Origin of the sequence: Micromonospora tulbaghiae (assembly GCF_900091605.1) — a bacterium.
In the GTDB taxonomy this organism is placed as follows: domain Bacteria; phylum Actinomycetota; class Actinomycetes; order Mycobacteriales; family Micromonosporaceae; genus Micromonospora; species Micromonospora tulbaghiae.
The window spans coordinates 515,222-528,477 of the sequence record NZ_FMCQ01000004.1; the positions used below are offsets into that span (position 1 = coordinate 515,222).

The 13,256-nt window shown below is 74.3% G+C and carries 11 protein-coding genes; 5 read left to right on the plus strand and 6 right to left on the minus strand.

Annotated features, from left to right (window positions below):
• The first annotated feature begins 3 nt into the window (after positions 1-3).
• The 3 genes from GA0070562_RS15130 (at position 4) to serS (ending at position 4,142) form a co-directional block, all read left to right on the plus strand.
• Positions 4-1,179 carry a saccharopine dehydrogenase family protein gene (locus tag GA0070562_RS15130; protein WP_091421426.1) on the plus strand — a complete coding sequence of 392 codons (1,176 nt, stop codon included), beginning with the start codon at positions 4-6 and terminating at the stop codon, positions 1,177-1,179.
• A 31-nt stretch (positions 1,180-1,210) separates the two neighbouring features.
• Entirely contained in the window at positions 1,211-2,419 is a 1,209-nt protein-coding gene (locus GA0070562_RS15135) for a DNA polymerase III subunit beta family protein (protein WP_091421430.1), read from the plus strand.
• A 439-nt stretch (positions 2,420-2,858) separates the two neighbouring features.
• The gene (gene serS, locus GA0070562_RS15140; RefSeq protein WP_091421433.1) at positions 2,859-4,142 is read left to right on the plus strand and encodes a serine--tRNA ligase; all 1,284 of its coding nucleotides are present in this window, start codon (positions 2,859-2,861) and stop codon (positions 4,140-4,142) included.
• On the opposite strand, the gene GA0070562_RS15145 is transcribed toward serS, so the two are convergent.
• Genes GA0070562_RS15145 through GA0070562_RS15160 form a run of 4 tightly spaced genes read right to left on the minus strand, consistent with a single transcriptional unit; the run spans position 4,129 to position 8,825 of the window.
• The gene (locus GA0070562_RS15145) at positions 4,129-5,091 is read right to left on the minus strand and encodes a cytochrome c biogenesis CcdA family protein (protein WP_091421436.1); all 963 of its coding nucleotides are present in this window, start codon (positions 5,089-5,091) and stop codon (positions 4,129-4,131) included. The two genes, serS and GA0070562_RS15145, sit on opposite strands and share 14 nt — an antisense overlap.
• Entirely contained in the window at positions 5,088-5,684 is a 597-nt protein-coding gene (locus tag GA0070562_RS15150; RefSeq protein ID WP_091421439.1) for a TlpA family protein disulfide reductase, read from the minus strand. Before GA0070562_RS15150 ends, GA0070562_RS15145 begins: the two co-directional genes overlap by 4 nt.
• A gap of 16 nt (positions 5,685-5,700) precedes the next feature.
• Positions 5,701-7,167 (minus strand): NADH-quinone oxidoreductase subunit NuoF family protein, encoded by a 1,467-nt coding sequence (locus GA0070562_RS15155; RefSeq protein WP_091421442.1) that lies wholly within the window; start codon positions 7,165-7,167, stop codon positions 5,701-5,703.
• Positions 7,164-8,825: a hypothetical protein gene (locus GA0070562_RS15160; protein ID WP_254663801.1), complete on the minus strand. Its 1,662-nt coding sequence runs from the start codon at positions 8,823-8,825 to the stop codon at positions 7,164-7,166. The genes GA0070562_RS15155 and GA0070562_RS15160 overlap by 4 nt, the downstream gene beginning before the upstream one ends.
• A 236-nt stretch (positions 8,826-9,061) precedes the next feature.
• Here GA0070562_RS15160 and GA0070562_RS15165 point away from each other — a divergent pair, with 236 nt between their 5' ends.
• Together GA0070562_RS15165 and GA0070562_RS15170 are read left to right on the plus strand one after the other, a co-directional pair.
• Positions 9,062-10,507 carry an alpha-amylase gene (locus GA0070562_RS15165; RefSeq protein WP_091421446.1) on the plus strand — a complete coding sequence of 482 codons (1,446 nt, stop codon included), beginning with the start codon at positions 9,062-9,064 and terminating at the stop codon, positions 10,505-10,507.
• Positions 10,508-10,580: 73 nt separating this feature from the next.
• Positions 10,581-11,471 (plus strand): L,D-transpeptidase, encoded by an 891-nt coding sequence (locus GA0070562_RS15170; RefSeq protein ID WP_091421449.1) that lies wholly within the window; start codon positions 10,581-10,583, stop codon positions 11,469-11,471.
• A gap of 6 nt (positions 11,472-11,477) precedes the next feature.
• Here the strand turns inward: GA0070562_RS15170 and GA0070562_RS15175 are convergent, their stop codons facing one another.
• Together GA0070562_RS15175 and GA0070562_RS15180 are read right to left on the minus strand one after the other, a co-directional pair.
• On the minus strand, positions 11,478-12,098 hold the full coding sequence (locus GA0070562_RS15175; protein WP_043329150.1) for a response regulator transcription factor: 621 nt from the start codon (positions 12,096-12,098) through the stop codon (positions 11,478-11,480).
• Entirely contained in the window at positions 12,095-13,246 is a 1,152-nt protein-coding gene (locus GA0070562_RS15180; RefSeq protein ID WP_139135460.1) for a sensor histidine kinase, read from the minus strand. The genes GA0070562_RS15175 and GA0070562_RS15180 overlap by 4 nt, the downstream gene beginning before the upstream one ends.
• Positions 13,247-13,256 lie beyond the last annotated feature (10 nt).

Here is a 13,256-nt window from a genome sequence, read left to right on the forward strand (position 1 = left end):
CGGATGCGCGCAGACCGTCCGTACGACCTCGTCCTGTTCGGCGCCACCGGCTTCACCGGCGGGCTGACCGCCGAGTACCTGGCCCGGCACGCGCCGGACCGGCTGCGCTGGGCACTCGCCGGGCGTAACCCGGACAAGCTGGCCGCGGTGCGGGAGCGGCTGGCCGCGATCGACCCGGCCCTGGCCGACCTGCCGCTGCTCACCGCCGACGTGACCGACACGGCGTCGCTGCGCGCGGTGGCGGAGAGCGCCCGGGTGGTGGCCACGACCGTCGGCCCGTACGTGCACCACGGCGAGCCGCTGGTGGCCGCCTGCGCCGCGGCCGGCACCGACTACCTCGACATCACCGGTGAGCCGGAGTTCGTCGACCGGATGTACGTGCGGCACCACGCCGAGGCGGTACGCACCGGGGCTCGCCTGGTGCACGCCTGCGGCTTCGACTCGATCCCGCACGACCTGGGCGTCTGGTACACGGTCAGGCAACTGCCGGCCGACGGGCCGATCGCCGTGGACGGGTACGTCCGGGCCGGTGGCCGGTTCTCCGCCGGGACGTACCACTCGGCGCTCACCGCGTTCTCCCGTACCGGTGAGATGAGCCGGGCGGCGCGGGCCCGCCGGGCGATGGAGCCCGGCCCGGACGGACGCCGGGTCCGCGCGCTGCCGGGCAAGGTCGGCCGGGTACGCGAGTTCGGCCAGTGGGCGGTGCCGCTGCCCACCATCGACCCGCAGGTGGTCCGGCGGTCTGCGGCGGCCCGCCCGGAGTACGGCCCGGACTTCCGCTACCGGCACTTCGCGGCGATGAAGCGGCTGCCGACGGTGCTTGTGGCCGGCGTCGGGCTGGCCGGTGTGGTGGGGCTGGTGAAGGTGGCGCCGACGCGGCGCTGGCTGCTCGGGCGGCTCGCCTCCGGGCAGGGGCCGACGGCCGCGCAGCGGGCGAAGTCGTGGTTCCAGGTGCGGTTCGTCGGCACCGGCGGCGGCTGGCGGGTGGTGACCGAGGTGGCCGGCGGCGACCCGGGTTACGACGAGACGGCCAAGATGCTCGCCGAGTCGGCGCTCTGCCTCGCCTTCGACGATCTGCCGGAGACCGCCGGGCAGGTCACGCCGGTCGCCGCGATGGGCGACGCGCTGCTGGACCGGCTGGTACGCGCGGGCATCACGTTCCGCACCCTGTCGGCGTGAGGTTGACCCTCGACCCGCTTGAGGTCACAGGATGACGGCCGTGGAGAGCGAGCTTCGCAGTATCGGCGAACTGGCCCGGGCCAGCGGGTTGACGGTCAGCGCACTGCGGTTCTACGACCGTTCCGGCGTGCTGGCCCCGGCCCGGGTGGACCCGGTGACCGGCTACCGCTGGTACACCGAGGAGCAGGTGGGCCCGGCCCGCCTGGTGGCCGGGCTGCGCCGGGTGGGGATGCCGCTGACCGGCATCGCCGAGGCGCTGCGGCACCGGCACCGGCCGGCCGAGGTGCACCGGCTGCTGGACGCGCACCTGCGCCGCCTGGAGGACGGCCTGGCCGACGCCCGTCGCGAACTCTCCCGGATCCGAAGCCTGGTCGACCCGGAGGAGACCATCGTGACCACCCGCCTCGTACTGTCCCGCACCGACCTCGCCGCCGCCGTGGACGCCGTACGCTTCGCCGTCGGCGCCGACCCCGGCCTGCCGGTCCTGTCCGGTGTGCTGGTGGAGGTCGAGCCGGACGGGGTCCGGCTGGTCGCCACCGACCGGCACCGGCTCGCCGTGGCCCGGGTCGGCGGCACCGTCGACGGCCCGCCGGTGAGCGCGCTGCTGCCGGTGGCATCGGTGGACGAACTCCGCGCGCTGCTGGACCTCGACGGCGCCGACGGCGCCGAGGTCGTCGTGGCCACCGACCGTGTGACGGTCACGGTGGCGGGGCGGCCGGTGACCGCCGTGCCTCTGCCGTACGACTTCCCGGACTACCGGAGGTTGCTGCGGGCGCAGCGCGGTGACGTGCCCACGTACCGGATCCCGTTCGACGCCGCGGCACTGCGCGCGGCGCTCACGGCCGACGGCGTGCCGGTCTGCCACCGCGCCCACGAGGGCGTCGAGCACGAGGTGGTGGCGCTCGGCCTGGACGGCCGGGGCGAGCTGCGCCTGGTCGACCCGAACGCTGTGGACGGCGCGGTCGACGTGGGCGGCGCGGCGAGCGCGGGCGGCGCGGCGAGCGCGGGCGGCGCGGCGAGCGCGGGCGGCGCGGCGAGCGCGGGCGGCGCGGCGGGCGCGGGCGGCGCGGGCGGCCCGGATGCGCTTCGGGTGGCGGTGAACCGGGAGTACCTGCTGGACGCGCTGGGGTCCGGTGACGGCCAGCTCGTGCTGGAGCTGGACGGCCCGATCGCCCCGCTGGCCGTGCGGCGGGCCGACGACGCGCACGCCTTCTCGGTCCTGATGCCGGTTCGCCTCTGACACTCCGGCTTCAGGCCCGCGCTCGCCGGTCCCGGCACCGCGTCGCGGCAGGAATCAGTGACCGTGCGTGACGCCACCGTCGCCCCCAACCCTTCACCCCTTGCCGACTTTGCTCTGCAGCCATCCGCGCAACCCTGACGTTCCGTCGAACGCCGCCTGGGTGGCTGCAGAGCAAAGTCGCCAGAGGGGCATGTCGACCGGAGGGCGGATCCGCGAGATTGACCAGGTCAGCGGGATGACGAGCGGTAACTGTGCGGCACGGGCACCGGAGCACCATCACGGAATGTGAGCGCGACCGACCGACTGCACCACCACTACACGCCGTCACCGGAAAGGGCGTCGCGGCGGCGGGCTGCTCGGGCCGGGCCGGGGCGGCGGGGGCGCGACGGTAGCATCTGGAGGTCCCACCTGACTGCCTGGACGGAGGCGTACGAGCAGCATGCTCGACATGGAGTTGATCCGGAAGGATCGCGAGGCGGTGGCGACCGCGCTGGCGAAGCGTCTGGATCCCGCCGAGGTCACCCGGGCGCTGGACGACATCCAGCGGCTCGACCAGGAGCGACGCGCCCTGATCACGGAGATCGACGCCGAGCGGCAGCGCCGCAAGGCCGAGGCGCGCGCGTACGCGGAGGCGAAACGGTCCGGTGGCACGCCGCAGCCGGTCGCCCCGGAGGCCGAGCGCAAGCAGCTCGCGGAGCTGGAGTCCCAGCTCGACGAGGTGCAGTCCCGGCTCCGCTCGGCGATGAGCGAGCTGCCGAACCTGCCCGCCGACGACGTGGTCGCCGGGGGCAAGGAGGCCAACCGGGTGGTGCGCACGTTCGGCGAGGCGCCGGCCATCGAGAAGGTACGCGACCACGTGGAGCTGAGCCGCGCGCTCGGCCTGGTCGACCACGAGCGGGGCGTGAAGCTCGGCGGCTCGGGCTTCTGGATGTACACCGGTCTCGGCGCCCGGCTGGAGTGGGCGCTGGTGAACTGGCTGATCGAGCAGAACATCCAGGCCGGTTACGAGTTCCTGCTCCCGCCGCACCTGCTGCTGGAGAGCGCCGGTTTCGCCGCCGGGCAGTTCCCGAAGTTCCACGACGACGTCTACCACATCGACAAGCAGTCGTCCTCGCGCGGCCAGTTCCTGCTGCCCACCGCGGAGACGGCGATCCTCGGCGCGTACCAGGACGAGATCCTGGAGACGCCGAAGCTGCCGTTGAAGGCGTTCGCGTACACGCCGTGCTACCGGCGTGAGGCGGCCGGTTCGCACTCCGACGAGCGCGGCACCGTGCGCGGCCACCAGTTCAACAAGGTGGAGATCTTCCAGTTCACGCTGCCGGAGCAGGCGGGCGCGGCGCTGGAGGCGATGGTCGGGCACGTCGAGGGCCTGGTCGGCAAGCTCGGTCTGCACTTCCAGACCAGCCTGCTCGCCGCCGGTGACGCGAGCGCCTCGATGAAGAAGACGCTCGACGTCGAGGTGTGGATGCCGAGCACCGGCAAGTACAAGGAGGTGTCGTCGGTCTCCTGGGCCGGTGACTACCAGGCCCGCCGGGCGGCCATCCGCTACCGCGAGCCGGGCGCGAAGCAGACCCGTTTCGTGCACACGCTCAACGGCTCGGCGCTCGCCACCAGCCGCCTGTTCCCGGCCATCCTGGAGCAGCACCAGCAGCCCGACGGCTCGGTAGTGGTCCCCGAGGTCCTCCGCGACAAGCTCGGCACCGACCGCCTCACCCCGCGCTGACCCGCTCCCCCGCCTCCGCCCCCGCCTCTCCCCCGCGATCTTGCACTTCCGGCCCGCCAGCAGTCCGGTTCGCCCCTTCTGCCGGGGCCCCAAGTGCAAGATCGCGGGAGCGAGGGCGGGGGCGGGGGCGGGAGCGGCGGGTGAGGGCGGCGAGGAGGAGCGCGGCCAGGAGGGCCGCGAGGACGGCGGGACCTAGAGTGTCGACGGCGTTCACCACGGTCTGCTGGGCTCGGGCGGCGGCGCGGATCACCGGGTCGGTGAAGGCGTCGTACCGGCCCTGAGCGAGGCGCACCTCGTACCAGCCGTACCAGGCGACGTAGCCGCCCGCGACCAGCAGCACCAGGCCGCTCAGCCGCGGCACCCACGCGCCCGCGCCGCGCAACCGCGCCACCACCCGCCCGCGCAGCAGCGCCACGGCGAGCGCGGCCACCCCGACCACGAGCGCCATCCCCAGCGCGTACGCGCCGAACAGCGCCAGCCCGCGCAGCGGCGACCCGGCCCGCAGGCTGGTCACCACGATCGCCAGGAACGGCGCGATCGCGCAGGTCAGCGACGTGAGCGCGTACGCCGCACCGAACAGCGCCATGGACGGCCAGGTGCGGGTGAGCCGGGGCGCGAGCCGCAACGGGCGCGGCGCGGGCAGCCGACGGCCGGCGAGCAGCCAGCACCCGGCCAGCGCCAGCAGCACGCCGAGTGTCACTGTGAGCCACGGCAGCCGCGGCCGCAGCCAGTCCGCCGCCGGCGCCAGGGCCAGCCCGAACGCGCCGAACACCAGCACGTACCCGAGGGTCAGCCCGGCCGTCGCGGTGAGCGCGCGGCCGACCGCGCCGCGCCCACCGTCGGGGCCGGCGACGAGCAACGAGAGGTACGCGGGCAGCATCGCGAAGCCGCACGGGTTGACCGCGCCGAGCATGCCCGCGGTCAGGGCGAGCAGCAGCGCGCCGGTCATCCCCGGGCCAGCGTCTCGATCTGCCGGGTCAGCGCCTCGCCGTCCAGGAATCCCTGGTGGACTACCCGGCCGGCACGGTCCAGGACGACGAAGGTGCTCTGCTCGGCCACCTTGAACCGGCGCCACAGCGCGCCCGCGCGGTCGTCGATCTGCGTCGTGCCGCCCAGGTCGAACTCGGTGACGAACGACTTCATCGCCTTCTGCTCGCCGAGCCCGGCGACGCCGACGATGGGAACCGTGTCGCGGTAGGCCGGGGCGATCTCGGCCACGGTCCACGCCTGGCTGGCGCAGGTGGCGCACCAGGGCGCCCAGAACCACAGCACGACCGGCCGCCCGGCCAGGGCGGCGGCGTCGAACGCCGTACCGTCGAGGGTCTTGCCGGTGAACGACAGCGTGGCCGGCACCCGGGCGGGTGACGCGGACGCCGGGGAGGCCAGAGCCGGAGACGCAAGGGCCGGAGACGCAGGGGCCGGGGAAGCGGGGGCCGCCGCGCCCGCCGGTGCGCCGCCCTCGGGTCCGGCCGCGCAGGCGGTAGCGGCGGCGAGCGTGACGGCCAGCAGGGCGGCGGCGGTCACACGAACGGCGGTGCGCATCGGCGGCTCCTGGGTTCTACTCGGCCCGGACCAGGCGGAGCGCGAGTTCGGGACAGACCTTGACCGCCTTGAGCGCGCCCTCGCGCAGCCACGTCGGCACCGGGGTGGGCGGGAACGCCGGGTAGCCGTTGCCGTCGAGCCGGATGAAGTCCGGCACCACGTGCGCGCAGAGCCCGTGCCCGTCGCAGCGCGACCAGTCCAGGGTGAGCTTCTGCGGGTTGGCGTCGGGCGCGCCGGGCAGGCCCATCATGCCCTTGACCCGCTTGCCGCAGCCCTCACCGGTGGCGTGCAGCCGCAGGTCGTCGGCGAACACCTCCATCGCGGACAGCGCGAACCGGGCGGTGCCGTCCGGGTGGCTGCACGCGCCGCGTCCCTTGACGTCGCCGGCCGCGGCCCGGACCAGCTCGACCGGGGCGCTGCCGGAGACCGCGAGGTCGACCGAGCGGGCCAGGTCGGGCAGGCCCATCTTGCACGGACCGCACTGCCCGGCGGACTCGCCCGCCAGGTACCGCACCACCTGCGCGGCCTCGCCGAGCGGGCAGGTGTCGGCGCCGAGCGGCACGATGATGCCGGCGCCGAGCGTGCCGCCCACGGCGGTGAGTCCCTTGCGGGACACCTCGGCCCGGTCCGCCGCCGCCGCGGTGATCCACTTGCCGTGGTAGCCGCCCATCAGGATGCCCGGCCCGGGCGGCACCTCGCACAGGTCGAGGATCTCGCGCAGCGGGGTGCCGGCGGCGCACTCCACCACGGCGGGGCGCTTCGCGGACCCGGTGACGGTGAGCAGCACGGTGCCCGGCTCGTCGTCGGTGCCGAGCGCGGCGTACTCGTACGGGCCGATCCGGGCGGCGACGGCGAGCTGGGAGTACGTCTCGGCGTTCGACAGCAGCGTGGGCAGCCCGCCGACGCCGGAGTCGCTGGACCGCTTCTTGGTGCCGGGCGGGATGTGCGGCAGGCCGTTGATGCCGTTGACGAGCGCGCCGCCCTCGCCGGAGATGAACCGGTGCGGCACCGTGACGATCGTGGTCGGCACCGGCATCCGCCGCTCCTGCAACGCCTCGGTCAGCGAGGGCCGGCCCACGTCGTCGTCGGCCACCCCGATCACGATCTCCTCGGCGTCGAGCGCGAACGCGGCGAGCGCGGCGCCGTCGAGGATGAGGTGCGGGGCGCGGGTGAGCAGCACCTTGTCCTTCCAGCTCGCCGGTTCCCCCTCGGTGGCGTTGACGACCACCACCGCACCGAGGTCCTGCCGTTCGCAGGACTCCAGCACCGCGCGCAGCTTGCGGGCGAACGGGAAGCCCGCTCCGCCCTTGCCCTTGAGGTCGATCGCCTCGGCGAGCCGCAGCAGCGCCGCCGGTTCCATCGGGCCGATCGGGCCGTGCACCTCCTCGTGGGCCAGCAGGTCGAGCCGGCCGAACTCGGCGAACCCGGCGGTCAGGCGGGGCTCGCCGACACAGGCGACCGGCGGGACCGTCGTGCGCGTCACCGGGCCTCACCCCGCAGCCCGGCCCAGTACGCGCCGTCGACGGCGTCCGCGTCGGCCCGCTTGCGGCGGCCGGAGCGGCTCTCCTTGCCGGCGCGCATCGCCCGGCGGGACGCGAGGTCGACGAGCGTCGGCGTGTCGTCGACGAACGCCTCGTCGGCGGCGTAGCGGGCCGGCGGACGCCAGTAGTCCGGCTCCTCCGGCACCTCCTCCTCGTCCCGGTAGCGCCGGCCGGACCCGCTGAGCGGTTCCGCCGTGACCGGGGTGCCGGAGATCGGGCCGGCCGAGATCGGCTCACCGGAGACCGGGCGGGTCTCCCAGCGGCGCGGGCTGTCCCACGGCTCCTCCGGCTCCTCGGTCGCGCGCGGCGGCGCGGAGTAGCGGGCCACCTCGGCCGCGGTGGCGTACCGGCTGCTGTCCGGGGGTGCGGAGTGGCGACCGCCGGTGTCCGGCGGCGCCGAGTGCCGGCCGCCGCTCTCCGGCGGCGCGGAGTAGCGGGCGACCAGGTCCTCGTCGTCGCGGGACCGGCGGCTCACCCGCTCCTCGGTCCGGGAGCGGCGGGTCACGCGTTCCTCGTCGTCGCGGCGACGGCGGCGGGGCCGCTCGCCGTCGGTCCGGCGGGCAGGCACGTCCGGCTCGGCGTCGCGCCGCCGGGCGGCCGCCGCGCGGACGGGCTCGCGCAGCGATCCGGGTTCCGGCACCACGGGTACGGCGAACCGTTCCGGATCGCGCCGCCGGGCGGTGCCGGCCGGTGCGGTCCAGGTGGCGGTCGCCTCGGCCCAGCGGCCCCGGCCGGCGCCGGTGTCCTCCTTGTCGGCGGCCTTCTTCCGGGTGAGCGCGGCGAACACGCCGGTACGCTCCTCGACCTTGCCGGCCATCGCCTTGTTGAGCGCGACCGCCTGGTGCTGCTCGCGGCTGCGCTTGCCGAGGTGGACCGAGACGCGCACCAGCAGCGCCATCACCACGAGCACCACGCAGGCGAGGTAGCTCAGCATCACCCAGGCGGCGGCGGGCCGGCCGGCGTTGAGGCCGTGCACCAGCGCGAACGGCCAGGACACGTACGCCATCGAGTGCAGCGCGCGCCAGAACCACTTCGGGCCGACCCCGGCGAACCGGACCCGGATGATGCCGGTCCAGAGCACGCCCACCATCAGCAGCGCGGCGACGGTGCCCAGTCCGACGTAGAGGCCGCTGCCGCTGAGGAACGGCACCACCGCGTCGGTCGGCCCGGCCCGGCCGATCGCGACCTTGGTGATGACGTGGAAGAGCAGCCCGGCCACGCCGAGCACGCCGGTGGCCCGGTGCGCCGACTGGAGCAGCACGCGGTGCCGGATGAGCAGCACCAGGCGGTCGGTGGCGAGCAGGCCCAGCATCACCGTGATGCTGAGCGAGACCAGGGCGATCACCCCGGCGAAGAACTCGGTGAAGAAGAATCCGTACGAGTACATGACGCCGCCGGCGCCGGCCAGCTCCACACCCGCCCACGCGAGGCCGAGTGCGGAGGCGGTCAGCGCCACCATCGCGGACTTCGACATCGTCCGGGCACCACGGCTGGTGGTGGTGGTCCGGACGGTCGTCGCCTTCTCGTTCTGCTGTGCCCGGGCCATCTGCTCCTCGATCGTCTCGCGGCGGCGCCCCCACCGGCCGACCCTGCTCCCCACTCAGGTACGGAGGGACGGCGCGGACGGATCACCTCCGGTGGCGAATTTCTCGGCCGGATTCTCGAACCGTCCGGCCCGGACGCGCGTGTGGCGCCTGACGCAACGACGGATGCCCATACGTTGACAGACTTTGCAACAGGCTCGTAACCTTGCCGCAAAATTTCAGGCTGGTTGCAAAAAGCCAGCACTGATCCAGGCTCCACTCCCCCGCATCCCCGCACCCCGCAGGAGTCCTGATGCATCGACGCCGATGCCGCGCCGCCGCGCTCGCCCTGAGTCTGGCCGCGAGCCTGCTCGTCCCCGTCACCGCGGCGGCACCCCCGGCCGCCGCCGCCACCCCGGGCGCCAAGAAGGTCATCGTCCAGCTCTTCGAGTGGAACTGGACCTCGGTGGCCGCCGAGTGCACCAGCACGCTGGGCCCGAAGGGCTACGGCTACGTCCAGGTGTCCCCGCCGCAGGAGCACGTCAACAGCAGCCCGTGGTGGGTGTCGTACCAGCCGGTCAGCTACCGGATCGAGTCCCGCAAGGGCACCCGTGCGCAGTTCCAGTCCATGGTGAACACCTGCCACGCCGCGGGCGTCAAGGTGATCGTCGACGCCGTGGTCAACCACATGTCCGGGCAGGAGAACGGCGGCACCGGCTGGGCCGGCTCGTCGTACGGCCACTACAACTACCCGGGCGTCTACTCGGCGCAGGACTTCCACTACTGCGGCCGCAACGGCAACAACGACATCGCCAACTACAACGACCGGTACGAGGTGCAGAACTGCGAGCTGGTCAACCTCGCCGACCTCAAGACCGAGTCGGAGTACGTGCGCGGCCGACTGGCCGCGTACCTCAACGATCTGCTCTCGCTCGGCGTCGACGGTTTCCGGCTGGACGGCAGCAAGCACATGCCGGCCGCCGACATCGCGGCGATCAAGGCCAAGCTGTCCCGCAGCGCGTACCTGGTGCAGGAGGTCATCTACGGCGCCGGCGAGCCGATCCAGCCGACCGAGTACACCGGCAACGGCGACGTGCACGAGTTCCGGTACGGCAAGGACCTGGCCCGGATGTTCAACAACGAGCGGCTCGCGTACCTGAGGAACTTCGGCGAGTCCTGGGGCTACCTGTCGAGCGCGAAGGCGGTGGTCTTCACCGACAACCACGACACGCAGCGCGAGGGCGGCGTGCTCACCTACCGCAACCGGGGCACGTACGCGCTCGCCAACGCGTTCATGCTGGCCTGGCCGTACGGCACCCCGGCGGTGATGTCGAGCTTCACGTACAGCGGCCGGGACCAGGGCCCGCCCGCCGACGGCAGCAACCGGATCACCAACGTCACCTGCTACTCGGGCTGGGAGTGCGAGCACCGCTGGCCGGTCATCGCCAACATGGTCGGCTTCCGCAACGCCACCGAGGGCACCGGGGTCTCCAACTGGTACGACAACGGCTACCAGCACATCGCGTTCAGCCGTACCGGCAAGGGTTACCTGACGATCAACGACGAGGACACCGCGGTGAACGGCCGGTCGTACCAGACCGGGCTGCCGGCGGGCCGCTACTGCGACGTCGTCCACGGCACGTTCAGCAACGGCTCGTGCAGCGGCCCGGTGATCACCGTGGACTCGGCCGGCTGGTTCGCCGCGAACGTCCCCGCGCACGACGCGATCGCCATCCACATCGGTGCGAAGCTGAGCTGAGCCACCCGCGCCGCGAAGCCCTCGTACCCGTAGTACCGGGTACGAAGGCTTCCGGTCGGTTACAGTCGGTTTCGTGCTGTTCGACCGGTTCGCCATGCGCCGGCCTCCCGGCTGGCTGATCGCCGCGCTCGCCGTACCGCTGCTGCTCGTCACCGCGCTGCTGGTCGGCCGCGCGCTCACCGCCACGCCCGCGCGCCCGTCCGCGCCGCCCGCCGCCGCGCCCTCGGCCACGACCGCCGCGCCGAGTCCGTCGCCGGTGGAGTCGGTGCCGCCCGCCGCGCCCGCGCCGGACGACCTGCCAGTGGTCACCTACGACCCGGCGCCGCGCGGCTTCCCGCCCGACCCGGACCCGGCCGACACCCGCCCGCTGGCCGAAGGGCTGCGCCCGAACCGGAACGTGGCCGCCTACGACGCGCCCGGCGGCCGCCCGGTGGCGTTCCTCGCGCCGACCATCAGCGGCGTACGGCTGACGGTGCCGATCGTCGAACGCCGCTCCGGCTGGACGGCGGTGCTGCTGCCGTCGGCCAACCGGACCATCGCCTGGCTGCCGTCCGGCGGCTGGACCACTGTGGTGCTGCGCGACCAGATCGTGGTGGAACGGCGCACCCACCGCCTCACCTGGAGCCGGGACGGGCGCGCGATGCGCACCTGGCCGGTCAGCCTCGGCATGTCCGGGCAGCTCACGCCGCTCGGCCGCACGTTCGTGCTGGGCCGCACCCCGCCCCCGCAGGCCGTCTACGGCGGCGTCGACATCTTCGCCCTCGGCGCGATCCCGGACGACCCGGACGCGGTGCCGACCGGGCTGCAGGGTGCCCACATCGGACTGCACAGCTGGTACAACGACGACACGCTCGGCAAGAACGTCACCAACGGCTGCATCCGGCTGACCCGTAGCGCCCAGCGCCTGCTCCTGACCGAGGTCGAGCCGGGCACCGCCTTCGTGGTGGTCGACCGCCTGCCCTGACCGGGCTCAGCCCAGCAGCCAGCCGTTCGCCTCGGCCACCCGCACGGCGTCGGCCCGGTTACGGGCGCCGGTCTTGCCGATCGCGGCGGAGAGATGATTGCGAACGGTCCCCTCGGACAGGTGCAACGTCGCCGCCAGCTCGGCCACCGTGCCGCCGCCGCGTGCCGTACGCAGCACCTCGGTCTCCCGTTCGGTGAGCGGGCTCGGCCCGGTGGCCAGCGTCTCGGCGGCGAGCGCCGGGTCGACCACCCGCAGCCCGGCGTGCACCCGGCGGACCGCGTCGGCGAGCTGCCGGGCCGGGGTGTCCTTGACCACGAAGCCGTTCGCACCCGCCTCCATCGCCCGGCGCAGGTAGCCGGGGCGGCCGAACGTGGTCACCACCAGCACCCGGCAGGACGGCAGCGCGGCCCGCAGCGCGGCGGTCGCGGCCACCCCGTCCAGGCCCGGCATCTCCACGTCGAGCAGCGCCACGTCCGGGCCGGTGCGCAGCGCCTCCGGCACCACCTCGTCGCCCCGGCTCACCTCGGCCACCACCGTCAGGTCCGGCTCCAGCGACAGCAGCGCCGCCAGCGCGCCCCGGACCAGCGCCTGGTCGTCGGCGAGCAGCAGTCTGATCGGCTCGGTCACGGGTGCGCCCCTCCCTCCGGATCCGCCGCGGGCACCGTCACCCGGAGCAGGAAACCACGCCCGTCCTCCGGCCGCGCCACCGTCACCGTCGCGTCCAGCCGCCGGGCGCGCTCCCGCAGCCCGGCCAGGCCGTGCCCGGCCGTACCCCGCTGATCCGCCGGACCCCGGCCGTCGTCGCGTACCTCCACCGCCGACGGCTCGACCCGGATGACGCACCGGCGGGCGCCGCTGTGCCGCACCACGTTGGTCACCCCCTCGCGGACCGTCCAGCCGAACAGCTCGTCGCGGTCCGCCGGCAGCGGCGGCACCGACTCCGGCAGCTCCGCGACGACGCCCGCGGCAGCGAGCGCCGACCGCGCGCCGGCCAGTTCGGAGGCCAGATCCACCCCGCGGTACGCCCCGACGGTGCCCCGCACGTCAGCGAGCGCCTCCCGGGCCAGCCGCTCCACGTCGGCGATCTCGGCCGCGGCCCGGGCCGGGTCCAGCTCCATCAGCCGCCCGGCCAGTTCGGCCTTGACGGCCACCACCGTCAGCGAGTGCCCGAGGATGTCGTGCAGGTCGCGGGCGGCGCGGGCGCGCTCCTCCGCCACCGCCAGCCGGCGGATCTCCTCCTGCGCGGCCTGGAGTTCACTGTTGCGCTGGGCCAGCCGGCTCACCCCGAACATCGCGAAGGAGGCGAGCAGCACCGCGAAGACCAGGGTGCTCTCGTGCTCCCAGCCGGGCACCAGACGTGCGGTCACCGGTGGTGCCGCCGCGGCGAGCACCACCACGACCAGCGCCTCCACCGACGGCAGCAGGAACACCGCGGCTGCCGCGACGAAGACCAGTGTGGTCAGCCAGTCGCCGCCGGTGCCGGGGATCCCGGCCAGCCCGAGCGCGAGCAGCACGGCGATCAGCAGCCGGGCCCGGCCGGGCGACACCGGCAGGTTGCGCTGCCGGCGGGCCCGGGACCACTCGAAGATCAGCACGTACGCCACGGCGAACGCGACGAGCGAGCCGATCCCGGCCAGCCGCCGCCACATCTGCGGCTGGTGCAGGGCGGTGGTGAACGGGATGTTCAGGAAGAACAGCCAGACCGCCGCCAGCAGCCAGCCGGTGAACCGCCAGTGGCGGTTCACCGGCCGGGGCGGGCCGGGCGGCGACGTCACGCCGATCACG

Excerpts from the sequence above, each read along its gene's own strand:
- GA0070562_RS15165 (WP_091421446.1), top strand. The coding sequence starts at position 9,062 with ATGCATCGACGCCGATGCCGCGCCGCCGCGCTCGCCCTGAGTCTGGCC.
- GA0070562_RS15135 (WP_091421430.1), top strand. The coding sequence starts at position 1,211 with ATGACGGCCGTGGAGAGCGAGCTTCGCAGTATCGGCGAACTGGCCCGG.
- GA0070562_RS15130 (WP_091421426.1), top strand. The coding sequence starts at position 4 with ATGCGCGCAGACCGTCCGTACGACCTCGTCCTGTTCGGCGCCACCGGC.
- GA0070562_RS15145 (WP_091421436.1), bottom strand. The coding sequence starts at position 5,091 with ATGACCGGCGCGCTGCTGCTCGCCCTGACCGCGGGCATGCTCGGCGCG.
- serS (WP_091421433.1), top strand. The coding sequence starts at position 2,859 with ATGCTCGACATGGAGTTGATCCGGAAGGATCGCGAGGCGGTGGCGACC.
- GA0070562_RS15150 (WP_091421439.1), bottom strand. The coding sequence starts at position 5,684 with ATGCGCACCGCCGTTCGTGTGACCGCCGCCGCCCTGCTGGCCGTCACG.